Here is a 26,483-nt window from a genome sequence, read left to right as displayed (position 1 = left end):
TGGCTTGTCGCGCCTCTGCGGCGGAGCCGCATGTCGACACAGCCCCGCGCCCTTGAGGGAAGGGTGACTCCTAGTTCACGACGTCCCGCGGCTGCCCTCCCGCCAGGAAACCGGCGACGTTCTGCACGGCTGCCAGGGCGATGCGGATCAGCGTTTCGCGGGTCACTCCGCCGACGTGCGGCGAGAGCACCACATTCGGCGACTTCAGCAGGCGCAGGGCCGGGGTGGGCGGTTCGGGGTCGAAGACGTCGATGCCCGCCCCGGCCAGGGCGCCCTTCTCCAGCGCGTCCGCGAGGGCGTCCTGGTCGATGAGGGCGCCTCGCGCCGTGTTGATCACGAAAGCCGTCGGCTTGAGGAGGGCGAGCCGCTCGGCGTCGAGCAGATGCCGGGTCTCGCCGGTGAGCGGCGCGTGCAGGGAGACGTAGTCGGCCGTGCGCAGCAGCTCGTCGAGCGGGACATGGCGGGCCCCGCCGAGCCGGGCCTCCGTCTCCTCGGACAGCCTGCGGCGGCCGGCGTAGACGATGTTCATGTCGAACGCGACCGCGCGGCGGGCGACTTCCTGCCCGATGCCGCCGAGCCCGACGATGCCGAGCGTCTTGCCGCACAGTTCGGTGAGGGAGCGCTGGAGACGGGGCAGCGCCCAGTCCGCCTCGACGAGCGCGGTGTGCGCGGGGATCAGCTGCTTGGCCAGGGCGAGCATGAGGGCGAAGGTCTGCTCGGCGACGTTCTGCGACTCGGCGCCGCTGGAGCCGATGTTGCACACGGGTACGTCCCGGGTGCGCGCCGCGGCCACGTCGACGTACTCGAAGCCGTGGCTCGCGCACTGCACCAGCTCCAGGTCCGGTGCGGCGGCGAGGTGTTCGGCGGTCACGGGGGAGAGCGCCGTGATGATCACGTGAGCCGTGTGGAGGGCGGCCGGGTCCTCGTCGGCCGCCTCGACGACGGTGACGTTCGCCGCGCCGGGAAAGAGCGTGGCGAGCCCGGCACCGGCGGCGCGGCCCCCGACGTGCGGGGCGACGACGGCGAGAATGTTCTTCGGGGGTGTCATACGGACTCCTCGATGAGGTCGGCCGAGCCGATCGTGGCGGGCGTGGCGTGTCCGGACAGGGCGAGCGTGAGGTCGAACTCGGCGAGCAGACAGCGGATCACATGCTCGACACCCGACTGCCCGTCGAGGCCGAGCCCGTACACGTACGGCCGGCCCAGGAGCACCGCCTGCGCGCCGAGCGCGAGTGCCTTGAAGACGTCATCTCCGGTGCGGACACCGCTGTCGAACAGGACCGTCAGCCGGTCGCCGACCGCCTGCGCGACCCGGGGGAGGGCGTCGGCGGCGGCCACGGAGCCGGCCACCTGGCGGCCGCCGTGGTTGGAGACGACCACGCCGTCCATCCCGGCGTCGGCGGCCAGCCGGGCGTCGTCCGGGTGCAGGATGCCCTTGAGGACGATCGGGCCGTCCCAGTTCTCCCGCAGGAAGGCCAGGTCCGGCCAGGTCTTGGCGGGGTCCGCGAACATGCCGACGAAGTGCAGCACGGCCGCGTTCGGATCCTCGTGCACCGGTTTGGCCAGGCCCGCCTGGAAGGCCGGGTCGGAGAAGTAGTTCGCGGTGCCGACGCCGTGCAGGAAGGGCAGATAGGCCTGGTCGAGGTCGCGGGGCCGCCAGGCCAGCAGCGGGGTGTCGAGGGTGACGATCAGCGCCGTGAACCCGGCCGCCTTCGCCCGGTTCAGGAAACTGCGCGTCACCTCACGGTCCTTGGCCCAGTACAGCTGGAACCAGCGCTCCGCGTCGCCCATCGCCTCCGCGACCTGCTCCATCGGTGTGCTGGACGCCGAGGACAGGATGTACGGCACGCCCTGCGCGGCGGCGGCCCGGGCGGCCGCGCACTCGGCGTCCGGGTGCATGATCGACAGCACGCCGACCGGCGCCAGGGCCAGCGGGGCGGGCAGCGCGCGGCCCAGCACCTCGACGGACAGATCCCGCTCGTGCACGTCCCGCAGCATCCGCGGCACGATCCGGCGCCGCTCCAGCGCCGCCCGGTTCGCGCGCGCCGTGCTGCCGTCGCCCGCACTGCCCGCGACATAGCCGACGGGCCCGGGGCCGAGCCGCTGCTCGGTCAGCTCCTCCAGCCGGGTCAGATCGGTGGGCAGCCTCGGTACGGCGCCCGACATCCCGCCCAGATAGATCTCGTACTGGAAGTCCGCCCAGTGCTTGGCCATGGGTACGTCCCGCCTCTCGTCGCTGAGAACGCGTTGCACCCCCGACGATACTGGCGAGTAAGTGCAGGTCCGTCCACCGGGGTGGACCGGTGGTACGAAGTGAGTCACGTCCGCAGCGTGGTGGCGGGGCCCGACGTCGCGCCCTCCTCAACTCCCGCTCCGGGCCCAGTGATCGGCGGTACCGGAACCTCGACGGTGCGGGCCAGCCGCGCCCCCTCGGGGCCGTACCCGGCGCGCGGCTCGGGGAAGATCCGCAGCAGTGCCAGGTACAGCACGGCGGCCACGACGAGTGACAGCGGCAGGCTGATGTCGATGCCGTTCGCGAGGGCGCCCAGCGGGCCGACGAACTGGCCCGGGATGTCGGTGAAGAGCACCCCGATGAGCGCGGAGACCCACCACGCGGTCATGCCCCGCCAGTTCCAGCCGTGCGCGAACCAGTAACGGCCGCCGCGCTGACGGCGGTTGAAGACCTGGAGGGCCTCCGGGTCGTACCAGCCGCGCCGGGTGTAGAAGCCCAGCATCATGACGACCATCCACGGAGTGGTGCATGTGATGATCATCGTGGCGAAGGTGGAGATGGACTGGACGAGGTCGAGTCCGAACCGGCCGATGAAGATGAACGCGATCGACAGCACGCCGACGAGCACCGTCGCCTGCACCCGCGACAGCCGCGGGAACACGGAGGAGAAGTCGAGCCCGGTGCCGTAGAGCGAAGTCGTCCCCGTCGACATGCCGCCGATCAGGGCGAGCAGACACACCGGCAGGAAGTACCAGGTCGGTGAGATGGCGAGCAGCCCGCCCACGAAGTCGGGGGCGGCCGGGTCGACGTACTTCGGGGCCTTGGCGGCGATGATGCTCGCGGTCGCCAGACCGAAGACGAACGGCAGCAGCGTCGCGATCTGCGACAGGAACGCGGCACCGACGACCCGGCGGCGCGGGGTGCTCGCCGGGATGTAACGCGACCAGTCGCCGAGAAACGCCCCGAACGACACCGGGTTGGACAGCACGATCAGGGCCGCGCCGATGAAGGACGGCCAGAACAGGGACCTGGTCGCCGCCTCCGCCGAGGCGGTGAAGACACCCGCGTACGACGGGTCGAAGTCGCCGGCGAAGGCGATCGCGCCGAGCAGGAACAGCACGGTCGCCGAGGCCACCGCGACCTTGTTGACGAACAGCATGAACCGGAAGCCGTACACGCACACGGCGAGGACCAGCCCGGAGAACAGCGCGTACGCGACGACGTACGAGAGGTTGCCGCGCTGCAGGCCGAAGAGCCGGTGCGCACCGCCGACGAGGGCGTCCCCGGAGCTCCACACCGAGATCGAGAAGAACGCGATCGCGGTCAGCAGCGACAGGAACGAGCCGACCACGCGGCCGTGCACGCCCAGGTGCGCGGAGGACGAGACGGCGTTGTTGGTGCCGTTGACCGGGCCGAACACCGCCATCGGACACAGGATCAGGGCGCCCGCGAGGACGCCGAGGAGGGTGGCCGCGAGACCCTGCCAGAAGGAGAGGCCGAAGAGGATCGGGAAGGCGCCCAGGACACAGGTGGAGAAGGTGTTGGCGCCGCCGAACGCGAGCCGGAACAGGTCGAGCGGGGTCGCGGTGCGGTCCGCGTCCGGGATGCGCTCGACGCCGTGGGCTTCGACCTCGGTGAGGGACGGCGGCGTGCCGGGCGAGTCGGACGACTGCGAGGACAAGGTGGCTCCAGCGGGGGCGGGGCGGTGGAGCGCGTTGTGGCGCGGCGGGGCGGACGGCCGGTCGCCGCCGCGGGGTGTGCGGCGGGCATGGCGGCCGTCCTCTCGGCGGTCTGCCGACCGTAAGGCGGCGTGCGGGCCCCGCACCAGAGGACGGTTCATCCATTCTTCACGTCAGGAGTGTGCGAATCCTCCATCAGCCGTTGTCAGCCGGTGTGTCCGTCGAAAGGTCCGTGGCGGCGTGCTGCGGTTCCGTGTCCGGGCCCTGTGCCCGCACCCGCTCCACGTGTTCGAGGGACTCACGCAGCTCGGCGAGCCAGTCGTCGGTGTGCCGCTGGACCAGGCGCACACACCAGGCGAGGGCGTCGCTGCGGCTGCGGGCGACCCCGCCGGCGATCAGGGTGTCGAGGACCTGGCGCTCCGGCTGGCGCAGCCGGGTCATCACGGGCGCGGCGACATGGGTGAACAGGGCGCGCTCGCCGCCGCACTCGACGCCCCAGGAGACCTTCCGGCGGAAGCGGTGCTCGGCCTCGCGGGCCACCTCGATGCGCGCCTCCCGGGTGCGCTCCCGGAACTCCTGGATCCTGCCCTGGACGGCGGCCTCCCGTTCGGCGTCCGAGGTGCCCTCGGCGAGCCGAGGCGCGGGGATGCGGCCGATCACGGTGATCTCCTCGCGATCGACCGTGAGTTCGGCCAGCTCCTCGAAGAGGTCCTCGGGAAGACGGCCGGCGAACCAGCCGCGCAGCTTCTCTCGTTGCTCTTTCGTAATCATGTAATGACGATTACTCGACGCACCCATGAACGCAAGAGGACGCGGGGGAGTCCGCCGACAGCTCAACCGGAATGTTTCAGGCCTATTAACGAAGCGTAGGAAATCAGCCATTTGGCTGCTTCGGGCGATCAAGAGCCGCTCAGTTCCGGGGTTCGGTCGGTCAAATTCCGTGACTTCACGCCACTGATTCAACACACAAGGTTACTGAAACGCATGGGGTCGAGGTGTGTTTCCGCGGCGGACTCGGCAGACTCGCGCTCGCTGGTCCGGCACCAACCCAGAACGGGCCGGCACACCCTCGAATCCTGCGGAAGGATGCACACAATGCGGAACACCGCGCGCTGGGCAGCCACCCTCGCCCTCACGGCCACCGCCGTCTGCGCCCCCCTGACCGGGGCCGCGATCGCCGCCCCGGCCGCCGCCCCCGCCTCGCTCTACGCCCCCTCGGCCCTGGTGCTCACCATCGGCCACGGCGACAGCGCCGGCGTCGCGACCCCGCTGCGGGCGGTCACCCTGAGCTGTGCCCCGACGGCCTCCGGTACCCACCCGGCCCCGGCCCTCGCCTGCGCCGAACTGCGCGGGGCCGCCGGTGACTTCGACGCCCTGACGGCGAGAGGCGACGCGATGTGCACCAAGCAGTACGACCCGGTCGTCGTCACGGTCGACGGCGTCTGGCAGGGCAAGCGCGTCTCCTACGAACGGACCTTCGGCAACGAGTGCGTGAAGAACTCCTACGGGACCAGCGTCTTCGCGTTCTGAGAGACCGGGATCGCGGAGTCCTCGTGCACATTTGAAGAGGCGCGCTTGTGGGGAGTGCGAGTCCCTTGTCGCGGGGTACCCGTTGATCTCGCACCAGGGGTCGGCCGGGCGGAGTGGGGCCGCCCGCCGACTCCTGGCATCAGTTCCGCCCCTCCCCGGGGATCGCGGGGAGGGGCGGAAAGCGTCCCAGCAGTCCCGCACCGCTCAGCAACCGGCGGACGCCGGGTGCGTCCGAGACGATGCGCAGCCGGCCGCCGCGCTCCCGGGCCCGTGACTCGGCCCGGCACAGCACACGCAGGCCCGAGCAGTCGAAGAACTCGACCTGCCGCAGATCGACCAGCACATCCGGGACCGGCCGCGCGGTCGCCGCGTCCAGGTGCTCCTGGAGGAACTCCGCGGTCGCCAGATCGATCTCACCCGCGACCATGACCACCGTGAACCGGCCGTCGGCCCGAGTGCGGGCATGAGGGTTCGCCGTGGGCGGTTCGGAAGTGCGATCGTGCGCATGCGGCGTCATGTCCGCTCCACCTCGGCGAAGGGCGCGTCCGATCCCGGTAGTTACCCCGGGGGACGGGGGAACATCCCCGACACGCCGAGCGCAAGATCTGGTTCACTCGACCCGGTGAATTGTGGTGGAGATGCTTGACGTTTTGCGTTCGTGACCACTGGAGGGTCTTGCTTCAGTGTGTCGGGGTCGCGATGCGCAGGGGCATCGGATCCGGGGAAGGGGGCCCCTCCTCAAGGCTGTTGATCTCCGCCCACCAGGACCTGTCGTCCTCGATCTGGCGCAGCAGGATGCCTTCACGGATCGCCCAGGGGCAGATCGTGACCGCTCTGAGTCCGGTCAGCTTCATCGAGGTGTGGGCGATCACCGCGCCGGCCAGGCTCTGTTCGGCGCGCGGCGCGGAGATGCCGGGGAGCCGGGCGCGTTCGGCGGCCGGCAGCCCGGCCAGGCGGCTGATGGCGACACGTAAATCCGATCGCTCCAACTGCCGTTCCACGAACGGGCCGTGGCGCCCGGGCGGCGCCCCGCACAACCGCCCCAGCTGCTGAAACGTGCGCGAGGTGGCCACCGCTGTGCGCGGCCCCTCCCACCGGATCCGCGCGGCGACGTCCCGCAGTTGGTGCCGGACCTTCCGGCGCAGCGCCCGCACCTGCTCCTGCGGCGGCGGATCCTGCCCAGGGAAGAACTCATGGGTCAGCCGTCCCGCGCCCAAGGGCAGGGAGGCCACGAAGTCGGGCAGCCGACCGCGCCCGAAGGCCACTTCCAGCGAACCACCCCCGATGTCCAGCAGTGCGAGGGGCCCCGACCGCCAGCCCATCCAGCGCCGCGCCCCGAGGAACGTCAGCTCGGCCTCGACCTCGCCGGGCAGCGTGCACAGAGCGACCCCGGTCCGGGTCCGGACGGCGTGCAGCACCTCCCGGCGGTTCGGAGCGGCACGCACCACCGCGGTCGCGAACGCCAACGGTGGGGCGGCACCCCACCGGGCCGCGGTCCGGCTCGCGTCGGCGACCGCCCCGACGATCCGGTCGATGTGCTCCTCGGGAATGCAGCTCCCCGGATTCACGTGTTCGGACAGCCTCAGGCGCCACTTGGCGGTGTGCACCGGCAACGGCACCCCGCCCTCCGCATCCGCCACCACCAGCCGGACCGCGTTCGACCCCACATCCACCACGCTGATTCGCATGGGCCAGGGGGTACCCAATTACGGTCGGTTCAACGCCCGTCACTCGCCGCGCCAGGGCGTCGGCCGCGGCCACCAGCCCGGCACCGCCTGCTGGTAGCGGGTGTAGTCGGTGCCGAACCGACGGGTCAGCGCGGGCTGCTCGTACCAGGTCGCGAACGCCCACATCGCCACTCCGGCGCAGGCGCCGTACCCGAACAGCACCGGCCGGGCGAGCAGCAGGCCCTGACCGCCGATCGCCGCGATCACCGCGACGTACATCGGATTGCGCAGGTACCGGTACAGCCCGCCCACGACCAGATGCTCGGGCGGCGCGACCGGCGCCGGCGTACCCAACCCCTCGACCACGAAGCGGACGTAGGCCGACAGCAGGACAACCGCCCCCGCGGCGAGCGGGAGCACGCCGAGGACCCGCACAGGCGGCCACCAGTGGCCCGCCCGCCAGCCGGTCAGCCACCAGGGCAGCAGGACGACCACGGTGCCGGGCGCGAGGAACAGGAAGAGCACGCTTCCGAGTGCCGCCGCCGTTTTGCGCATACGGCCACGATGGCAGCGAAGAGGGGCCACCGTCTCCCTGCGGACGGCAGCCCCTCGGACCCGTTGCGGCTCGGGCTGGGTCGATCACATGTGGACGACCGGCGCGGCGTTCGCGTCCTGCCCCGGCACCCCGCGGCGGAAGAACACGAAGGCGATCACGGCGCCGGCGGCGAACAGGACCGCCGACCACCAGAAGGCGGTGGTGTAGCTCTCGATCGTCGCCTGGGCCTGCACCAGCTTGCTGGTCGCGTCCTTGCCGGCCAGGTAGTCGGTCGCGGCGCTCGCGGCCAGGGTGTTCAGCAGGGCCGTACCGATCGAACCGCCCACCTGCTGCATGGCGTTGACCGTGGCGGAGGCGACGCCCGCGTCCTCGGCGGCCACCCCGCCGGTGGCCAGCTGCATGGCCGCCGGCATCACCAGACCGAGGCCTGCGCCGGTCACGATCAGCTGCGGCAGCACCCCGCTGACGTAGCTCGAACCGACGCCGATCCCGGTCAGCCAGGCCATGCCGACCGCGGCGATCGCGAAGCCCAGCGGGACGACGACCTTCGGCCCGATCCGCGGCACCAGGAGCGTGGTGCCGAGCTGTGCCGTCACCATCAGTGCACCGACCATCGGCAGGAACGCCACGCCGGTCTTGGTCGGGCTGAAGCCCAGATTCAGCTGCAGGTAGTAGGTGAGGAAGAGAAACACACCGAACATGCCGCCGCCGGAGATCAGCACCGCGAGGAACGAGGCGGCCCGGTTGCGGTCCAGCAGGATGCGCAGCGGCAGCAGCGGGTGTGCGGCCTTGGTCTGCCACCAGGCGAAGGCCGCAAGCAGCACACCGCCCGCGATCAGGAAGCCCCAGGTCAGGCCTGAACCCCAGTCGTGTGTCTCGGCGTTGGAGAAGCCGTAGACAAGGGAGAACAGACCGGCGGCGACCATCACGGTGCCCGGCACGTCCAGCTTGGAGTTCTCCGCGTCCCGGTGGTTGGTCAGCAGCAGCCAGCCGCCCACGAAGGCGACGACGGCGATCGCGACGTTCACATACAGCGTCGAGCGCCAGTCGAACGCGTCGGTCAGGACACCGCCGAGCAGCAGGCCCACCGCACCGCCGGCACCGGCGATGGCGCCGTAGACGCTGAACGCCCTGGCGCGTTCCCGGGCGTCGGTGAAGGTCGTGTTGAGGAGGGAGAGCGCGGCCGGCGCGAGCAGTGCGCCGAAGGCGCCCTGCAGGGCACGCGCGGTGACCAGCATGCCGAAGCCGTTCGCGGCACCGCCGAGCGCGGACACGGCCGCGAAGCCGACGACACCTGTCAGGAAGGCCGTCTTGCGGCCGAAGAGGTCGGCGATACGGCCTCCGAGCAGCAGCAGGGAGGCGAACGCCAGGGCGTACGCGGTGACGATCCACTGCCGGTTGCCGTCGGAGAAGCCGAGGTCGGCCTGCGCCGAGGGGAGGGCGATGTTCACGATGGTGGCGTCCAGCACCACCATCAGCTGTGCGACGGCGACGACCGCGAGGATCCACCATCGCTTCGCCGAGGCGGCGGGTGCGACCTCCACCGCCTCTCCGGGGGCGCCGTCGGTCAGGGTCTTCTGAGACATGGGAGAACCACTCCAGGGAAGTCGCTCAAAGGTCTGGAACGAAACGGTTTCGTACACCGACAGACTAGACCTGCCTCTAGCGAAACGGCAACGTTTCGCTAGGTGTGGTCTGCGTCTCATATGCGTTGACGGATATATAACTGCAGAGGCATATTGGATCGCATGTCCGATGCCGCTCTGTGGTCCGCCCTCGGCGATCCGCACCGGCGGGCCATCGTCGCGCTGCTCCTGGAGCGGCCGCGGCCCGTGGGCGAGATCGTGGAGGCGTGCGGTCTGAGTCAGCCGAGCACCTCCAAGCACCTGAAGGTGCTGCGCGAGGCGGGCCTGGTGCGGGTACGGCAGGACGCGCAGCGTCGCGTCTACGCCCTCGACCCGGCGCCGATCGCCGAACTCGACGCCTGGCTCGCCCCGTATCGCAGACTGTGGAACCGCAGCCTGGACGAGCTGGGCCGCCGCCTCGACGAGACGGCACCGGACGATCCCGAGGAACCCGCCCCGAAGGACTGATCCACCATGGCCGCTGATCTCACCGGCACCTATCTGACCCTGGACGACGGCCGCCCGGCCGTCCGCTTCAGCCGCACCTACGACCATCCCGTCGAGCGTGTCTGGCAGTTCGTGACCGACGCCGAGGAACTCGCCCACTGGTTCCCCTCGCGCGCCGAGATCGACCCGCGACCCGGTGGCACGATCACCTTCAGCGGCGATCCGAACATGCCCGAGTCCACAGGCCGGGTGCTCGCCCTCGACGAGCCGCGTCACCTGTCCTTCGAGTGGGGCGGCGACGAGCTGCACTTCGACCTGGAGGCGCTGGAGGACAAGCGCACCCGCTTCACCCTCACCAACGTCCTGCAGTCCGCCGACGCCGCCGCCCGCAACGGCGCCGGCTGGGAGGTGTGCCTGGCGGCACTGGACGCGAAGGCGCAGGGGGAGCCGTTCGAGGGTCCGCCCGCCGGGCCGGGCGCCCCCTGGAAGGATTTCTACGAGCGGTACATCGAGGCCGGTGTGCCCTCCGGGGCTCCGGTGCCCGGCCTCGACTGACCTCTCACGCCATCTGCCGCCGCACCAGCTCGTGCAGCCGCCCGCCCGTGTCCGCGAGCAGCTGCGCGGGCGGGCCCTGCTGGGCGACCTTGCCGTCCTCCATCACGATCACACGGTCCGCGTCCAGGACCGTGGACAGTCGGTGCGCGATGACGACGCGGGTGGCGTTGAGGGCCTTGGTCGACTCGATCACCGTGCGCTGCGTCTCGTTGTCGAGGGCGCTGGTCGCCTCGTCGAAGAAGAGGATCCGCGGACGGCGGATCAACGCCTGCGCGATCATGAGACGTTGGCGCTGACCGCCGGATACGGCACCGCTGCCCTGGACGATCGTGTGCAGTCCCATCGGCATCCGCTTGATGTCCTCGGCGAGCCCCGCCATCTCGGCCGCCGCCATCGCCTCCTCCGGCGTGTACGGCTCGGTGCCACAGATGACGTCCAGGATGGAACCGGTGAACGGCTGCGCATGCTGCAGGACCACACCGCACTGCCGGCGCACCGCCGACTGGTCGAGCGCACCCAGGTCCTGGCCGTCGTACAGGACACTGCCGGAAACCGGCTTGTCGAAGCCGATCAGCAGCCTGAGCAGGGTCGACTTTCCGCAGCCGCTGGGGCCGACGATCGCCACGAACTCACCCGGGCGTATCTCGAACGACACGTCGTCCAGGACCAGCGGACCGTCGTCCGTGTAGCGGAAGGACAGGCGCCGGGCCTCGATCGCGCCGGACAGCGGGCCCGGCCGGGTGCTCGCCGTGCGCACCTCCGGTGTCGCCTCCAGGACCGGCTTGATCTCCTCGAACAGCGGCAGCGCGGCCACGGTCGAGACGAAAGCACTGGTCAGCTGGGTGACGGAGGTCAGCACCATCGTCACCGAGGTGTTGAAGGTCAGGAACGCGGCCGCCGACATCACCCCGCGCGCCGGGCCTGCCAGCAGCATGAACATCAGCAGGGTGCACAGCGGCAGATAGACCGCGCCCATCACCGTGGTGAGGTTCTTGATCCGGCCGACCTTCTGCTGCAGTTCACGGCTGTGCGCGAACTCCGAGGCCCAGGCCGCGTAGGCGTAGTTCTCGGCCGCCGCCACCCGCAGCTTCGGCAGACCGCGCAGGGTCTGGAAGGCCTGGTTGTTCAGCTTGTTGCTGAGCACGACCAGCTTGCGCTGCCAGCGCACCTGCCACAGACCGAGGCCGAGGAACACGGCCGCGATGACGACGAGCATGCCGATCGCCGCCAGCGCCATGGACGGGCTGTACCAGAACAGCAGCCCCAGGTTCATCCCGCCGACGGTCACCGACTGGGCGATGACGGGCCCGAGCCCGGCCATCATGCGGCGGATCGAGCTGATGCCCATGGCGGCGCTCGCCAGCTCGCCGGTCGAGCGCTCGCTGAAGAACTTCGTCGGGAGCCTGAGCAGCCGGTCCCACACGGCCGGCTGGAGCGTGGCCTCGATCCGGCCCTCCAGACGGAGGATGGTGAGGTTCTCCAGCAGCATGAAGGCCGCCGCCACGATGCTGGTGAGCATCACGGCAAGACACACCTGCGCGATCAGCCCCGTCTGCGCCTTCGGGACGAACTCGCCCAGCACCTTGCCCGTCGCGACGGGCACCAGTGCGCCGATCACCACCGTCACCAGACCGCTCAGCAGCAGATTGGTCAGGTCGCCGCCGGTGCCGCGCATGCTGAACCGCAGCAGCCGCAGGGGGCTCAGCGTCCGTTCGGGCAGCGGCCGGTAGAACATCACCGCGCGCGGCTCGAACTCCTCCGCGTTGTCCTTCTCGATCGGCGTCTCACGCCCGGTAGACGGATGTACGGCCACGTAGCCGCCGCGCCGCCACAGCAGCGCGACCGGCGCACCCGACAGGGCCCGGTGACCCACCAGCGGGCCGATGTTGTCCCGCCACCAGCGGCCGTCCAGGCGGACGGCCCGGGTGCGCACGCGGGACGCGATCGCGACCAGCTCCACCGGATCCAGGCGCTCGCTCTCGGTGCCGCTCTGCGCGGGTTCGGCAAGCGTGATCCCGGCCGCCTCGGCGACCAGCTTGCAGGCCGCGTACGAGGCGTCCGCGTCGGCGGCCGTGGTGCGCTTGCCGGACGTCTTGCCGATGGAGGCCAGCAGGGTGCGGTCGGCCTGGGCGCGGACCGCCTCGCCCGCCTTGATACCGGCCGCCGTACGCGTCTCGTGGGTGCGCTCCAGCTGCTCGATCCAGCGGTCCAGCGTGGTCAGCAGGCGGTACTGCTGGTCGACCATGCTCTGCCAGACAGCGGGGTCCATCAGCAGGTCGGCGGCGGCCTCGGCGCCGTACAGCGAGCCGTACTGGACGCTGCCGGGCGGCACCTGCATCCAGAACACGTCGTCGTCGGTCACCTCGGCGGCCGAACCCTCGGTCGCCATCGGCGCCTGAAAGAGGACGGACAGGCTGCGGCCGACGCCGAGGGCGAGGGCGTATTCGAGCGGGCTGGTCGTCGGTGGCACGTACTGGGCGTTGCCGTACTCGTCGTAGGACCAGGTCTGGGTCTCGGCCGTCTGGTACAGCTCGCGCAGCCCGATGCGGTGCACCACGCAGTCGCGCAGGGGGCGGGCGACCAGGGTGTGCTGGGGGCCGGGGACCGGGCCCAGGATCAGCGAGCCCGCCTCCAGCCGGCCGAGGTGGTGCCAGTGGCCCTGCTGCACGGCGTCCACCGCGAAGAGGTCGAGGCTGCCGGCCGCGACCAGCCACAGCACCTGCGGACCCTCCAGGTCGAGCCGGGTCAGCCCCGAGCAGTCGACGTAGCTGCCCATGGAGCCGAGGGCACCGAGAACCAGGTCGCCCTGGTGGTGTGCGGTCGTCATCTCATCGCTCCCTGACCAGCGCCGCGTACGCGCCGCCGCGCGTCACCAGGTCCTCGTGCCGTCCGCGTTCCACGATCGTGCCGTGCTGCAGTACGACGATCTCGTCGCTGTCACGCACGGTGCTGAGCCGGTGCGCGATCACCACGCAGGCGCAGCCGCGCCTGCGCAGGTTGTCCATCACCACCTGCTCGGTCTCCGCGTCCAGGGCGCTGGTGACCTCGTCGAGGACCAGAATGCTGGGGCGGCGCACCAGCGCCCGGGCGATCTCCAGGCGCTGCCGCTGCCCGCCGGAGAAGTTGCGGCCGTCCTGCTCGACCTTGCTGTGGATGCCGCCGGGGCGGCGCGTCACGACGTCGTAGAGCGCCGCGTCGCGCAGCGCGTCGACGACCGCGTCGTCCGGAATCGACGGGTCCCACAGCGCCACGTTGTCGCGGACCGTGCCCTCGAAGAGGAAGACCTCCTGGTCGACGAAGGAGACCGAGGCGGCGAGCGCGCCGCGCGGGATGTCGTCCAGGCGCTGTCCGTCGATGCGGATCACGCCCTCCCAGGGGGTGTACAGGCCCGAGATCAGACGGGAGACCGTGGACTTGCCGCTTCCCGAGCCGCCGACCAGCGCCACCTGCTGGCCGGGGCCGACGGTCAGGTCGAAGCCGGTGAGCAGGGGCTTGTCGAGCGGGTTGTAGCCGAAGGTGATGTTCTGCAGCTCGACGTGGCCGTGCAGACGGCGCGTGGAGTCGCCGGCGCCGGGGCGGCCGTAGAGCGGGTCGGCCTGGAAGTTCTCGACGTCCTTGAGGCGGGCCACGTCGGCGGCGAAGTCCTGGATGCGGCCCGCGACGCCGTTCAGCCGGGTGATCGGCGCGGTGAAGCGGGTGACCAGGGCCTGGAAGGCGACCAGCAGTCCGACCGAGATACCGCCCTCGACCGCGCGCATGCCGCCGATCCACAGGATCAGCGCGCTGTTCAGGGAGGCCAGCGTCGGCGCGACCACCCCGAGCCAGGCGCTCGGCACCCCGAGACGCTGCTGCTCCTCCAGGGTGGTGGCGTGCTGCCCTGCCCACTTGCGGAAGTAGCCGTCCTCACCGCCGGTCGCCTTCATCGTCTCGATCAGCTGCAGCCCGGTGTAGGCGGTGTTGGTGAGCCGGGCGCTGTCGGCCCGCAGCTTCGCCGTCCGGGTGGCGCGCAGCCGGATCACGATCCGCATGGCGACGATGTTCAGCAGGGCCACACCGATGCCGAGAAACGTCAGCTGCGGGTCGTAGGTGTAGAGCAGGACGGCGTAGACCACCACGACCACCGCGTCCACGCCCGCCGCCGCGAGGTCGCGGGCCAGGGTCTCGGCCACCTGGTCGTTGGACTGCAGCCGCTGCACCAGGTCGGCCGGGCTGCGCTGCGCGAAGAACGTCACCGGCAGCCGCAGCAGATGCCTGAGGAAGCGGGCGCTGGAGAGGGTGGAGGAGATGATGCGGCCGCGCAGCAGATTCGCCTGCTGCAGCCACGTCAACACCACCGTGAGCAGCACGGACGCGCCCATCGAGGCGAACAGCACGCCCAGCAGCGAGGTCTTCTGGCCGATCAGGAACTCGTCGATGTACGTCCGGCTGAGCGCGGGCACCGCCGCGCCGACCGCGACCAGCAGCAGGCTCGCCAGCACCGCGGCGGGCATGGTGCCCGCGGTGCCGCGCAGCCGGGCCGGCATCGCGCCCAGGATGCCCGGCTTGCGGCCGCCCTTGCTGAAGCCCTCGCCGGGCTCCATGACCAGGACGACGCCCGTGAAGCTGCCGTCGAAGTCCTCCATCGGCACGAAACGGCGGCCCTTGCCGGGGTCGTTGATGTACACCCCGCGGCGGCCGAAGCGGCGCCCCATGCCGTCGTAGACGACGTAGTGGTTGAACTCCCAGAACAGCACGGCCGGCGTCTTCACCTCGGCGAGGGCGGCCGTGTCCATCTGCATGCCCTTGGCCGTCAGACCGTAGCTGCGGGCCGCCTTGAGCAGATTGCTGGCGCGCGAGCCATCGCGGGAGACACCGCAGGCGATGCGCAGCTCCTCCAGCGGGACGTGCTTGCCGTAGTGGCCGAGCACCATCGCGAGGGAGGCGGCGCCGCACTCCACGGCCTCCATCTGCAGGACCGTCGGCGTGCGGACGGTCTTCGCCCTGCCCTTGGGAACGGGGCGCTTGGGCGGAGCGGCACGGCGCCTGCTCCGCGTCTGTTCTGCGGTGCTCACGGCAGCAGCCAATCGACGGGACGCTGATCGGCCAGCCGGATCGAGGCCGAGGCCAGGGTCATGGAGGTGAGGGCGAAGGGCGGGCCGTCCGCGGACGACCACTTGTAGCCGCTCTTGGTGCCCGACGACTTGTCGAGCCTGACCAGTACGGCGACCGGGCGGCCCTTCTTCGTGAACTGCTCGCCCAGCTGGCTGTCCCCTAGGAACGCGGAGATCTCCTGGGCCGACTGCGCCGAGCGGTCCACCGACTTCACATGACCGCGCAGCACGCCGTACGTCTGGGTCGGCACCGACGAGACGGTCAGGTCCACCGCGGCGTGCGCGGGAATGGAGGCCGCGTTCTCGGCGGGCACGTACACCGTGGCGTACAGCGGATCGGCGGCGTGCGCGACCTTCTCCACGGCGGCGACGTTCGCGCCGGTCTGGATGATCTGGCCGATGGTCGCGGCGAGCCCGGTGATCCGGCCCGCGGCGACGGTGCGGACGACGCTGTCGCCCTGGGCCGTACGGACCTTCAGGACGGGGGAGTCGGCCGGCAGCCGCTCGCCCTGCTTGGCGAGCACCGCCGTGACCTGGCCCGCGACCGGGCTCTGCAGGATGTAGCTGCCCTCACCGTGCGTGAGGATGGCGGGCGCGCCGACCGTGGACGTGACCGTGCCGGTCACCGCCCACACGGAGGCGGCCGCCATCGCGACCACCGTCACCGACAGGACGAGCCAGCCCTGAGGGCGGGCGAAACGCACCGGAAGATCGAGCTCCTCCGGCGACTGGAGCTTGGCGAGGGCCTGCTGGCGGAACTGCACGGAATTTCCCTCACCTGAAAACGAGAGAGGACCGGCTCGCGGGAGCCGGCTGGTTCAAGAGCCTCAGTGAGGCTTTTACGGCAACCGAAGGCCCCGGAGTCGCGTTGCGACTCCGGGACTCGACGATCACAAAAGGCGCGATCAGAGACCGGCGACCAGGCTGGTGACCGGAGCGGTGTTCAGGCCGGTCACACCCTCGACGAGGCTGACGGCCGTGTCGACCGTGCTGGAAACGGGAGCAACGCCGTCCAGCGCACCGGTGACGGAGTTGACAGCGTTGATCGACAGGCCGCCGGAAACAGCGTCGAGCTCGGCGTCCGAGATCTCAACGGTCTCAACACGGGGGGTGGAGTTCATGATGGAACTTCCCTTCGTATGGATATTTCACAAGGGGGGAGCGGCACCCCTCTGGGGGACAGAGCGACGGCCGCGACCGCAGGCGCCGGGCTTCCGTTTCCGGTGACCCTTCGCGGCCCCTGCGGTGCGATGGATCAAAGCACGCAGCGGGCATGCGCTTCCAATCAACCAATGGCCTCACCAGGCAACTTGAGCCCCTGGGGCACCCATCCGTGCAGGCTTGCGCACCGCTCGATGGCGAGTTCTTCACATGCGTCACGGCATCGGTTCGCCCGGGGCCTTGCCGACCCCGCGACGAATCCGACACTCCCGTCCCAATGGCGTGGCGAGTGTTTCCGGCGTGTGCAGATCACCTGCACACGGTGACTTGGTTGGGTATTGCGTGTGCAGATTCGCTGAAGCTTGTTTTCCGATCAACGTTCTCAACAGACCGTTGTCGATCGACTGCGGACCGTGTCGGCCCGGAAGTGCTCAGCCGAGCAGTGCATAGACCGTGCTCGCGCGCGCCGCGAGTTCACCCGATGTCTCGGCGGTCATCGTGATGTCCGCGAATGCCATACGGCGTCCCAGTTTGGTGAGCACCGCTTCGATCAGGACATCCGAACCCGTCACCGCGCGCTGGAACGACGTCGACTGCTGAACCGTCGTCATCGGTCCGAAGGCCCCGCGCGCCGCGGACACGGCGATCACGGTGGCCGTGTCGGCGGCGGCCATCAGCGCCTGCCCGGACAGCCCGCCGCCCTCCCGGGCCAGCCGGTCCGACCAGGGAAGTCGTAGCGTCGCCCGGTCGTCGGCCAGGGACTCGACCGTCAGGCCCAGCTCCAGGACCCAAGGGGCGAAGTTGGCGGAGAGGATCTTGTCGGCTTCGGCGGTGGTCATCGTCATATGGGCGATTGTTCCCCCGTGCCGGTTCGTCAGACGCGAGGCATGGCCGATTCGCCATTGCCCAAAGCGAGTTGGCAAACGGAATTGAACGCACCGTGCGACCCGTGCGTACCAACAGCCATCCAGGCGCCCGAACAGAACAGCTGCCGTACGGCGGCACAGACTCCGGTCCCCCCAGGAGGTCGAGAAGTTTGAGTCACAAGCGAATTCCGAAGCGCAAGGCCGCTATCGCGGCAGGCGGCGTCGCGGCGCTCGGCGCGGCCGCCATCCTGCTGCCGAACGCCAACGCGTCGCAGGACGGCTCGTCGACGACTGCCGCCCCCAAGACCCTGAGGGCGACCGACGCCTCGAATCTCGCCTCGCAGCTCCAGAACCTGCTCGGTGACGCCTTCGCCGGTTCGTACTACGACTCCGGCACACAGCAACTCGTCGTCAACGTCATATCCGGCGAAAAGAACAACGTGGTCGTCCAGGCGCAGAAGGCGGGTGCGAAGGTCCGCGAGGTCAAGAACAGTCTGGCCGCGCTGAAGGCGGGCGCGCAGACCCTCAAGGCCAAAGCGACCATCCCGGGCACGGCCTGGGCGATCGACCCGAAGACCAACCAGCTCGCCGTCACGGCGGACTCCACGGTCACCGGCGCCAAGTGGGACAGACTGACGTCGACGGTCAAGAGCCTCGGCGCCGACATGGCCACCGTGAAGAAGTCCTCCGGCACCTTCAAGACGAAGGTGTCGGGCGGTGACGCCATCTTCGCGCAGGCTGAGGGCGGCACCGTGCGCTGCTCCCTCGGCTTCAACGTCAAGGCCAGTGACGGCTCTCCGGCCTTCCTGACCGCCGGGCACTGCGGTGTGGCGGCCAAGCAGTGGTCCGACTCCGAGACCGGGCAGCCCATCGCCACCGTCGACCAGGCCACCTTCCCCGGCAACGGTGACTTCTCCCTGGTCAAGTACGACGACCCGAACACCCAGGCGGCCAGCGAGGTCAACACCGGCGACGGGAAGACCGTCCAGATCACCCAGGCCGCGGACGCCACCGTCGGCGAGACGGTCTTCCGGATGGGCAGCACCACCGGCCTGCACGACGGCCAGGTCACCGGTCTCGACGCCACGGTCAACTTCCAGAGCGAGACCGACCCGAACGGCGTCGACACCGTCACCGGTCTGATCCAGACCAACGTCTGCGCCGAGGCCGGCGACAGCGGTGGCTCGCTGTTCACGCAGGACGGCAGCGCGGTCGGCATGACGTCCGGCGGCAGTGGCGACTGCACCAGCGGCGGCGAGACCTTCTTCCAGCCGGTGACCGCGGCCCTGCAGGCCACGGGAGCGACGCTGGGCGACGCCGGCGCAGGCGCGGGCGCGGGCGCGGGTGACCAGGCAGGCACCGCCGACCCGTCCGCCTCGGCAGGCGACCAGGCCGGCGGCGGCGACGCGGTCGGCGGCGGCGACCAGGCGGGCACCGCCGACCCGTCCGCGACGGCCAGTGACGGGGCCGGGGTCGGCGACCAGTCCGGGAACGGCGTCGGCGACCAGTCCGGCGTCGGCGCGGGTGACCAGTCCGGGGCCGGTGTCGGTGACGGCAGCGGCGTGGGCGACGGTTCGTCGTCCCTCACCGGGTCCCAGTGATCGGGTCCGCTCACTGATCGAGCGCACTCATCGAGCGCGGACCCACTGATGGAGACCCACTGATCGGCCTCCAGCGCGGTTCCGGTCGACGGTGGACGGTCCGGCCCTCCGGCGGGAGGGCCGGACCGCGTCGTGTCAGCGCCCGTTCATACCTCTTCAACGGGCCCGCAGCAGCAACAGCGCCACGTCGTCGAGCCGTTCGCGCGCGGCCGTGCTGTGTCGTACGAGATGGTCGGCGAGCTCGTCCAGGGGCAGTTCGCCCGCTTCGGTGAGGCGCTCCCCGAGGCCGGCGAGGGCGTCCTCGATGTCGACGCCGGGGGATTCGATCAAGCCGTCCGTATAGAGAGCGAGTACGGAGCCGGGAGCGAGGTCGACCTCCGTCGTCGGATAGCCGGCGGAACCGTCGATGCCCAGCAGCGGGCCGCCGGCGAGGTCGAGCACCCGTACCCGCCCGTCGGGGCGGCGCAGCAGCGGCGGCGGATGCCCCGCCCGGGCCATCACGGCCCGCCCGCGCGCGGGATCGAGCCGTAGATACAGACAGCTGGCGAACAGATCGGCGCCGAGGTCGATCAGCAGCCGGTTGGTGCTGCCCATGACCTCCTCGGGTGCCTGCCCGACGGTCGTGTAGGCGCGCACGGCGGTGCGGATCTGCCCCATCAGCCCGGCCGCCGTCACGTTGTGCCCCTGCACGTCCCCGATCACCGCGGCCGCCCCGCCCCGTGTCGGCACCAGGTCGTAGAAGTCGCCGCCGATCTCCATGCCGTGTGTGGCGGGCAGATAGCGGGAGGCCGAGTCGATGCCGGCCAGTGGCGGCAGGGAGTGCGGCAGCAGGGCCGCCTGCAGGCCGTGGGCCAGCTGGTGCTTGGCGTCGTAGAGCAGGGCCCGCTCCAGGGCCTGCGCGATCAGGCCGCCCAGGCTCGTCAGCACCGCCCGCTCGTCCGCGGGGAACGGATGCGGTTCGGCGTAGGCGAGCACACAGGTGCCCACCGGGCGTCCCGAGGCGATCAACGGCAGATAGGCCCAGGCCGCGAAGCCGTCCGGGGTGGCGTGCCGCGACGGATACAGGCGCTCCAGCTCCTCCCGGGAGTCGAAGAACGCCGGCATGCCGGTGTTCAGTGCGTGTGTGCCCGGCGTGGGCTCGGCCAGCGGCAGCCCGTCGAACCGCTCCACGAGGTGCGGGTCGGGATATCCGCGGTGCCCCAGCACATGCAGCCGCCCCGCCCGGGAACCGAGGACCACCAGCGCCTGGCTGCCGACCGCCGGCGCGATCTCGTCCGCGACCAGCTGCACCACGTCCTGCACCCCCACCGCCTCGGTCAGCGCACCGGCCAGCGTCAGCACCTGGGAGATGGTGACCAGCCGGGAAGGGCTGTCACCGGGCTGCGGTCCCGCCCGGTTCATCTCCGCCACCGCCCGGGCCCGGGTGACGCGGACACTGAGCCCGGTCGTACTGGGGTACATCCGGAAGGACATCCAGTCCCCGGGCGGGCGCAGCGCCACGAACGAGGTGGTCTGCTGGCTCAGCAGCGCGGCCCGGTAGCGGTCCTCGTACACGGGGTCGTTGAGCCAGGGCACCGACGCCCACAGCTGCGTGCCCAGCAGACTGCTGACCGGGAGCCCGATCAGTTCGGCCGCCGCCGCGTTGGCGAACGCGACCCGGCCGTGCAGATCCAGCGAGCACAGCCCGTACGGCAGCCGTGCCACCATCCGCGCCGCCTCCACCGTGCCGAGGGTGCCGGCCGCGCCGCCCACCGGCGCTCCGCCGAGAAGATCGGGCTCGGGCAGCAGCTGCCGGCTCTCCTCGATGGCACGCTCCAACCGCTTCGCTAGCCGGTCGCAGGCCGCCGTCAGATGGTCCCGCTCCCGGTCGGACAGGTCGGGCGGATGCGAGCCGGGCCAGGTCACGAAGACCGCGCCGTACGCCGTAGAGCCGGTGGCCACCGGTACCGCGGCCAGCGCGAAGGGATAGGGCAGCACCACGGCGATGCGCGGATAACGGGCCGCCATCTCCTCCTCGCCGCCCACCCACACCAGCCGCCGCTCCCGCACCGCCTCGGCGACCGGGATCGGCGCGCTCAGTCCCACCCGCTCCCAGGGCGCGGCGAAGGCCCGGGGAAGGCCTGCCATCACGGCCATCTCCAGCACGGGTTCGGCCGGCGACAACAGATACACCGCGCCGGAGTGGGCGTTGACCTCGTCCATCATCGACGCCAGCGCCAGGGAGAGCAGCGGCCGGCCCACCCGCGTCCTTGTGGCCGCCGGCGCCTGTGCGGACGTCTGCCCGTCGGACACGCCGACCACCTCCTCGCACGGCCGGGCGACGGGTCCCAGGGATCAATCTGCCCCCTGGCGGCCGGTCGCGCACGGCGAGCGGTGGCCGGGACGGCGCCGCCCGGCCCGTGTACGGGCACACGACGGCCCGCGCCTCGTTGAAGAAACCCCGCGTACCCCCTTACCCCGGGTGTATGCCCCCGCAGTTGATGCGCGGGACGGCGTGCGGGCGCCGTGTGTGCGCCCCCGCGCACCCTGTTGGCCGGTTCTTCGCGCCCACGAGCGGTCGCGGGAGCGAACAATGGGCACGCGTTCAACACCAACGCGACCGCAGACGGAAAACTGAGGGGCGGCAGTGATCCGGGTACTTCTGGTGCATGACGAGTGTCTGGTGCGATCGGTGCTGGCGGACTGGCTGCGCCGGGAACCCGACCTCGGAGTGGAGGACACGGCGTGGCGCAGCGCACCCGGCCGGGTGAGGTCCCTGCGGCCCGATGTCTGTGCGGCGGATCTGGAGTGCGCGGACGCGTACGGCATCCCGCCGCTGGGCGAGCTGCGCTCCCGAGGTCCGGGCGCGGCACCGCCCAGGCTTCTCGTGCTTGCCGGTGCGAACAGACCCGGCCTGCTGAAACGGGCGATCGAGGCGGGGGCGCTCGGCTACGTCGACAAGGAGGCCTCGCCGGAACACCTTGTGCACGGGATCCGGCGGGTCGCCCAGGGGGAACGTTTCATCAGCGACTCGTTGGGCTTCGGGTTCCTCAAGGCCGCCGAGATGCCGCTGACGCGGCGGGAGCTGAGCGTGTTATCCCTGGCCGCCGAAGGTGCGTCCGTCGCGGAGATCGCCGGGAGCCTCCACCTGTCCCACGGGACCGTGCGCAACTACATGGCGGCCATCACCCGCAAGACCGGGGCCCGCAACCGCATCGACGCGATCCGCATCTCGCAGGGGGAGGGCTGGCTGTGACGGCACCGGGTTCCAGCGGCCGACGAGCTCCCGGTACAGCGGCGAGGTCTCCAGCAGCTCGTGGTGGGTTCCGCACGCGGTGCCCCGTCCGTCCATGACCAGCACACGATCCGCCCGCCGCGCCGAGCTGATGCGGTGGGCGACCACCACGAGGGTGCCGCCCGGCCGCTGGGCGAACGCACGCTCGGCGCGCTCCTCCGCCTGCGGATCCAGGTGACAGGTCGCCTCGTCGAGCAGGGCGAGCCGGGCGTCCGAGAGATAGGCCCGGGCCAGCGCGATCAGCTGTCGTTCGCCCGCGGAGAGCGCCGCGGGGTCGACCTGGCCACCGGGTCCGCCGAGCGCGTCGACCAGCGGACCGAGCCCGACGGCGTCGGTTGCCGCGAGCAGCTCCGCCTCGGGCACGGGGTCCTGCCGGAAGTGGCCGAGGTTGTCGGCGACGGTCCCGGTGAAGACGTACGCCTCCTGTGGAATGAGCACCCGCCCCCGAGCGGCACCCGCCGAGGGCACCGGCTCCCCACCCACCCGGATCGCCCCGCGACGCGGCTCCAGCAGCCCCGCGACCAGAGCGGTGAGCGTGGACTTCCCGATCCCGCTGGGGCCGACGACGGCCAGATGGGAGCCGGGAGGAAGGACGAGGTCAAGGTTTTCGATCACCGGGATGGCGGTGGGGCCGTAGGCGAAGGTGACGGAGGTGAGGGAGAGGGCGGGGGTGGCCGGCGCGTCGGTGGGGGCCGGATGCCATGGGGGCTGTGTGAGGTGCTTGCCCGGATGGGCCGGTTCGGCTGGGGGGCGGTGCGGCTGGTCGTCGGGGGTGGGACGCCCGTCTTGCCCGCCGGGTGGGGCCGGCGTCCTGCGGGGTTGGCTGTCGGGGGCTGCTGCGGCTGCGGGCGGGTGGGCGGGGGCCGTTTGGTGTGGGGCAGGGACCGGTGGTTCGACTTGCCGGTCGACCGCTGGGAGCGTCTTGGAGGGCTGCTCCTCGGGGGGCGTTGAGGGGTGGGGCCGGTCGGTGGGTGTCGGCCGGGGCAGGGGCGATGCGGGTTGGTCGTCGCGGCTGTGTGCTGCGGTGCGTTCCGGTTGTGGTCCGTTCGTGCCGAGCCCGTGGGCCGGGGCCAGGCGGCGAAGGACGACCGTCAGGCGGGAGCCGCTGGTGCCGAGGCCGTGGACCAGGTTGCGGAGGGCCGGGAGGAGGGACTGGGTGACGTAGGCGAGGGCGCCGACCAGGGCGCCCGTGGTGACGCCGCGGGACAGGAGCCACGGGGTGGCGGCGAGCAGCAGCACGATCGGGAGCTGGCCGCCGACGGTGAGTGACGCGATGCGCAGGACACCCCAGCGGGCGAGGGAGCGGGCGGCCCGCAGTTCGGCGTCGACGAGTTCCCCCGTGTCGGTGGCGATCCGCTCCTCGGCTCCGGTGGCCGTGATGTCCCGCAGCCCCGGGCAGACGGCACCCAGGCGGTCGGCCAGGGCCTCGTCGGCGACGAGGAACGCCTCCTGCCGTCGGGCCAACGGCCGCAGCGACGCCGCGAACAGGGCCACTCCGGCCACCAGCGGCGGCCCCACGACCAGCAGGAGCAGCGGGGCGAGCGAGAACAGCCCGACGAACGCCCCCACCGCCGTGAACACGAACGAGCGCGACACCATCACGAGCCCGGCGAAGGTGTCCCGCGCGATCTCCACCTGCTGGGTGAGCCCCGACAGCGCCCCGCCGTCGGCCTCCCGCACCCCGCGCCCGACCACCCCCTCGACGAGCCGGTCCCGCAGGGGCTCGACCAGCGCGGCGACGGCCGTGTAGACCCGTCCGGTCCCGTACGCCCCCACGAGCACCCCGAGTCCGGCCACACCGAGCCAGGCCAGCCCGACCCCGGCCTTTCCGGCCAGGAACCCCGCGTCGAGTGCCCGCGCCGGGGCGTACCCGGTGACAAACGTCTGCCCCGTCTCCAGCACGGACCACCCGCCGAGCCGCACCACGACCCGCCACCGGTCCCTGAGGAAACGAAGCCCACGCGCAAGGATCCCGCCGTCCACGACAGCGCCACGCCACGTGCCGCCACGGCCGTTCATGATGGCGCTCCGTCTCCGGCGACCATCGGGAAGTCGACGCCCTGCCTGTACCCAAGGTGAGCCCTCGCAGCTCGGGCTTCGCCCTGCAGCAAACGCGGACCGCGCCACCCGATCCCGTCGCGCCGGGGACGCGCCTCCTCACCGAGCCCTTCCGAGCATCCGGCGCTCCGCCGAGGCCCCACCACTGGCCCGTTGCCCCGCCGAGGCCCCCGCCAAGGCCGGCGGCCCCCGCCGTTCACGCCTGCCCCCCGTCCGCGAACACCGCCCGATACCCGGCCAGCCGCCACAGCTCCGCATGCGTCCCCTGCGCCCGCACCCGTCCCCCGTCCAGCCACGCCACCGCATCCGCCCGAGCCGCCGTGGCCGCCCGATGGGCGATGAGGAGGCGGGTCCCGGTCGCGCCCCGGGTCAGGGACTCGGCGATCTGTGCCTCCGTCACCGTGTCGAGGCTGGAGAGGGCGTCGTCGAGGATGAGCAGGCGGCCGTCGTGGGCGAAGGCCCGGGCCAGGCCCAGGCGTTGGGACTCGCCGCCGGAACGGGGTGCGTCGGCGCAGGCAGTGGCGTAGCCCTTCGGCAGGCGGTGGACGAAGTCGTCGGCACATGCCAGGCGGGCCGCCTCGCGGATGCGTGCGGGGGAGGGGGGCCGCGGGCCGAGTGCCAGCGCGTCCTCGATGGTGGTGCCCAGGAGGGCGGGGCGTTCGAAGGCGTAGCCCACGGATCGGCGCAGGGCGTCGTGGGTCAGCTCGCGCAGGGGGACACCGTCGAGCAGTACCTCTCCCGCGTCCGGCTCGGCCAGGCGGCCCGCGAGTGCGGCGAGCAGCGACTTGCCCGTGCCGGAACGGCCGACCAGGGCGAGTGTCGTGCCGCCGGGGACGACGAGGTCGACGCCGTCGAGGACGGTGCGGTCGCCGCGCCGCGCCGTCACACCCCGCAGCTCCAAGTGGCCGGGACCGGGCGGCAATTGACGGTGGCCATAGGTCATGGTCGGCTCCGCCAGTACCTCGTCGAGGCGCCCAGCTGCCGCTCTGGCCCGGGCCAGACTGGCGAACTGGCCGACCAGCACGCCGACGCCGGTCGCCAGGACCGCGTACCGGGAGGCTGCGAGCACCTCGCCGACCGACAGCCGGTGCCGGGTGAGGAGAAGTCCGGCCACGGCGACGACGCCCAGCTGCAGCAGCGGCGCCACGGCACTCGCCTGCGCCGCGGCCCGCCCCTGCACCCGCCACATGCGGTGGCCCGCGCGGGACAGTTCGGGCAGGGGCCGCAGGATCCGCGCCGCCTCCTTGTCCGCCGTACCCGCCGCCACGATGGTGCGATGACCGGCCACCGCCTCCGCCAGCGCGCCCGCGATCCGCCCCTGCACCTGCTGGTAGTCCGCCACACAGCGGGTCGTGTCACGGGCGACGGCGCGCAGCAGGAGCATCAGGAGCGGCCCTCCGGCCAGGAACACGGCCGCCAGCCACGGGTCGATCAGGCCGAGCGCCACCATGCCTCCGGCGGGACCGGCCAGCGCGGCGAGCAGCGCGGCGCGGGCGGCCGGAGCCGTCCCCGCCTGGGCCGCGTTGCCGACGAGGCGGGCGATCAGGTCGCCGGGTCCGAAGCGGTGGGCGGCGCGCGGGCCGACGGCCAGTACATGCCCCGTCAGCCGCCGCCGCAGCCACGCCGTGGTCCGGGCGTCGACGGTGCCGCCCAGCACGGTCTCGCCGGCGTCGAGCAGGGCCAGGAGCAGCACGATCCCCGCGCAGCACAGCACCCAGCGGGTTGCCGGGGAGTGCGCGAGGAGGAGATCGAGGGTGCGGCCGAGCGCGGCCGGCAGCAGGAGTCCGGCGCCGGTGGATGCCGTGCTCATCAGGCAGAGGACGATGCAGCGCGCGCCGCTGTGCCGGGTGGCGGAGTTCAGCAACGTGGCGGGAGGTGCGGCGTCGGCACGAGTCGTCATACGGCTGCGGCCTCGCATCCGGGGTCGAAGGAGCGCAGGACCCCGGGCGGCCCCTCCCTCGCGGGAGCGGACCGCCCGGAGCCGTGGGTGCACCGTGCTGTCAGAGACAGAGCAGAACGCTCGCCGCGCTGATGCAGGAGAGCAGGCTCGCCGTGCTGGCGCCGCCACCGCCGGTGTGCTCGTCGGATTCCATCGTCTGCAGGTCGAGCAGTGCCATTTCGTGTCCTTCCATCTGTGTGTC

Annotated in this window: 21 protein-coding genes and 1 pseudogene; 5 read left to right on the top strand and 17 right to left on the bottom strand. The window is 71.6% G+C overall.

Features of this window, described 5'->3' with window-relative positions; all coding sequences use genetic code 11:
* Positions 1-70: 70 nt before the first annotated feature.
* From ACWDAG_RS12900 to ACWDAG_RS12885, 4 genes are all read right to left on the bottom strand, one after another.
* Positions 71-1,048: a 2-hydroxyacid dehydrogenase gene (locus tag ACWDAG_RS12900; RefSeq protein ID WP_450695642.1), complete on the bottom strand. Its 978-nt coding sequence runs from the start codon at positions 1,046-1,048 to the stop codon at positions 71-73.
* The gene (locus ACWDAG_RS12895; protein WP_450695641.1) at positions 1,045-2,214 is read right to left on the bottom strand and encodes a lactate 2-monooxygenase; all 1,170 of its coding nucleotides are present in this window, start codon (positions 2,212-2,214) and stop codon (positions 1,045-1,047) included. The genes ACWDAG_RS12900 and ACWDAG_RS12895 overlap by 4 nt, the downstream gene beginning before the upstream one ends.
* Positions 2,215-2,318: 104 nt before the next feature.
* Positions 2,319-3,914 carry a purine-cytosine permease family protein gene (locus ACWDAG_RS12890; RefSeq protein WP_450695640.1) on the bottom strand — a complete coding sequence of 532 codons (1,596 nt, stop codon included), beginning with the start codon at positions 3,912-3,914 and terminating at the stop codon, positions 2,319-2,321.
* Between the two features lie 193 nt (positions 3,915-4,107).
* Entirely contained in the window at positions 4,108-4,683 is a 576-nt protein-coding gene (locus ACWDAG_RS12885) for a hypothetical protein (RefSeq protein WP_450695639.1), read from the bottom strand.
* 324 nt (positions 4,684-5,007) lie between these two features.
* Between ACWDAG_RS12885 and ACWDAG_RS12880 the strand changes: the two genes are divergently transcribed.
* Positions 5,008-5,442 (top strand): protease inhibitor, encoded by a 435-nt coding sequence (locus ACWDAG_RS12880; RefSeq protein ID WP_450695638.1) that lies wholly within the window; start codon positions 5,008-5,010, stop codon positions 5,440-5,442.
* Between the two features lie 139 nt (positions 5,443-5,581).
* On the opposite strand, the gene ACWDAG_RS12875 is transcribed toward ACWDAG_RS12880, so the two are convergent.
* The 4 genes from ACWDAG_RS12875 to ACWDAG_RS12860 form a co-directional block, all read right to left on the bottom strand.
* Positions 5,582-5,959: an STAS domain-containing protein gene (locus ACWDAG_RS12875; protein WP_450695637.1), complete on the bottom strand. Its 378-nt coding sequence runs from the start codon at positions 5,957-5,959 to the stop codon at positions 5,582-5,584.
* Between the two features lie 163 nt (positions 5,960-6,122).
* Positions 6,123-7,130, bottom strand: a complete 1,008-nt coding sequence (locus tag ACWDAG_RS12870) for a Ppx/GppA phosphatase family protein (protein WP_450695636.1) — start codon at positions 7,128-7,130, stop codon at positions 6,123-6,125.
* Between the two features lie 39 nt (positions 7,131-7,169).
* Positions 7,170-7,664, bottom strand: coding sequence for a methyltransferase family protein (locus tag ACWDAG_RS12865; RefSeq protein WP_450695635.1), 495 nt, complete (start codon positions 7,662-7,664; stop codon positions 7,170-7,172).
* Between the two features lie 84 nt (positions 7,665-7,748).
* Positions 7,749-9,251 (bottom strand): MFS transporter, encoded by a 1,503-nt coding sequence (locus ACWDAG_RS12860; protein WP_450695634.1) that lies wholly within the window; start codon positions 9,249-9,251, stop codon positions 7,749-7,751.
* A gap of 162 nt (positions 9,252-9,413) precedes the next feature.
* Between ACWDAG_RS12860 and ACWDAG_RS12855 the strand changes: the two genes are divergently transcribed.
* Together ACWDAG_RS12855 and ACWDAG_RS12850 are read left to right on the top strand one after the other, a co-directional pair.
* Entirely contained in the window at positions 9,414-9,758 is a 345-nt protein-coding gene (locus ACWDAG_RS12855; protein WP_450695633.1) for an ArsR/SmtB family transcription factor, read from the top strand.
* Between the two features lie 6 nt (positions 9,759-9,764).
* Positions 9,765-10,292, top strand: a complete 528-nt coding sequence (locus tag ACWDAG_RS12850; protein ID WP_450695632.1) for an SRPBCC family protein — start codon at positions 9,765-9,767, stop codon at positions 10,290-10,292.
* 4 nt (positions 10,293-10,296) lie between these two features.
* Here ACWDAG_RS12850 and ACWDAG_RS12845 read toward each other — a convergent pair whose 3' ends face one another.
* From ACWDAG_RS12845 to ACWDAG_RS12825, 5 genes are all read right to left on the bottom strand, one after another.
* Positions 10,297-13,119 carry an NHLP bacteriocin export ABC transporter permease/ATPase subunit gene (locus ACWDAG_RS12845; RefSeq protein WP_450695631.1) on the bottom strand — a complete coding sequence of 941 codons (2,823 nt, stop codon included), beginning with the start codon at positions 13,117-13,119 and terminating at the stop codon, positions 10,297-10,299.
* A gap of 1 nt (position 13,120) precedes the next feature.
* A complete protein-coding gene (locus ACWDAG_RS12840) occupies positions 13,121-15,343 on the bottom strand; it encodes an NHLP family bacteriocin export ABC transporter peptidase/permease/ATPase subunit (protein ID WP_450695630.1) in 2,223 nt (740 codons plus the stop codon).
* Positions 15,340-16,146: an HlyD family efflux transporter periplasmic adaptor subunit gene (locus tag ACWDAG_RS12835; RefSeq protein WP_450695629.1), complete on the bottom strand. Its 807-nt coding sequence runs from the start codon at positions 16,144-16,146 to the stop codon at positions 15,340-15,342. Before ACWDAG_RS12835 ends, ACWDAG_RS12840 begins: the two co-directional genes overlap by 4 nt.
* Before the next feature lie 141 nt (positions 16,147-16,287).
* On the bottom strand, positions 16,288-16,503 hold the full coding sequence (locus tag ACWDAG_RS12830) for a type A2 lantipeptide (RefSeq protein ID WP_450695628.1): 216 nt from the start codon (positions 16,501-16,503) through the stop codon (positions 16,288-16,290).
* A 471-nt stretch (positions 16,504-16,974) separates the two neighbouring features.
* Complete coding sequence (locus ACWDAG_RS12825; RefSeq protein WP_450695627.1) at positions 16,975-17,388, bottom strand: PaaI family thioesterase; 414 nt, start codon at positions 17,386-17,388, stop codon at positions 16,975-16,977.
* 191 nt (positions 17,389-17,579) lie between these two features.
* Here ACWDAG_RS12825 and ACWDAG_RS12820 point away from each other — a divergent pair, with 191 nt between their 5' ends.
* Positions 17,580-19,010, top strand: coding sequence for a S1 family peptidase (locus ACWDAG_RS12820; RefSeq protein WP_450695626.1), 1,431 nt, complete (start codon positions 17,580-17,582; stop codon positions 19,008-19,010).
* 156 nt (positions 19,011-19,166) lie between these two features.
* Here the strand turns inward: ACWDAG_RS12820 and ACWDAG_RS12815 are convergent, their stop codons facing one another.
* The gene (locus ACWDAG_RS12815) at positions 19,167-21,311 is read right to left on the bottom strand and encodes a PP2C family protein-serine/threonine phosphatase (RefSeq protein ID WP_450695625.1); all 2,145 of its coding nucleotides are present in this window, start codon (positions 21,309-21,311) and stop codon (positions 19,167-19,169) included.
* A 325-nt stretch (positions 21,312-21,636) separates the two neighbouring features.
* On the opposite strand from ACWDAG_RS12815, the pseudogene ACWDAG_RS12810 reads away from it, so the two are divergent.
* Positions 21,637-22,161: pseudogene (locus ACWDAG_RS12810) on the top strand (response regulator transcription factor); the annotation flags it as partial.
* Here the strand turns inward: ACWDAG_RS12810 and ACWDAG_RS12805 are convergent.
* The 3 genes from ACWDAG_RS12805 to ACWDAG_RS12795 form a co-directional block, all read right to left on the bottom strand.
* Complete coding sequence (locus ACWDAG_RS12805; protein ID WP_450695624.1) at positions 22,084-24,303, bottom strand: ATP-binding cassette domain-containing protein; 2,220 nt, start codon at positions 24,301-24,303, stop codon at positions 22,084-22,086. The pseudogene ACWDAG_RS12810 and the gene ACWDAG_RS12805 sit on opposite strands and share 78 nt — an antisense overlap.
* 235 nt (positions 24,304-24,538) lie before the next feature.
* Entirely contained in the window at positions 24,539-26,242 is a 1,704-nt protein-coding gene (locus tag ACWDAG_RS12800; protein WP_450695623.1) for an ABC transporter ATP-binding protein, read from the bottom strand.
* Positions 26,243-26,342: 100 nt separating this feature from the next.
* Positions 26,343-26,459, bottom strand: a complete 117-nt coding sequence (locus ACWDAG_RS12795) for a SapB/AmfS family lanthipeptide (protein WP_030937754.1) — start codon at positions 26,457-26,459, stop codon at positions 26,343-26,345.
* Positions 26,460-26,483: the final 24 nt, after the last annotated feature.

Source organism: Streptomyces sp. NPDC001157, assembly GCF_053598255.1.
The sequence above is the reverse complement of the archived record's forward strand: the minus strand, read 5'-3'. Positions and strand labels throughout refer to the sequence as shown.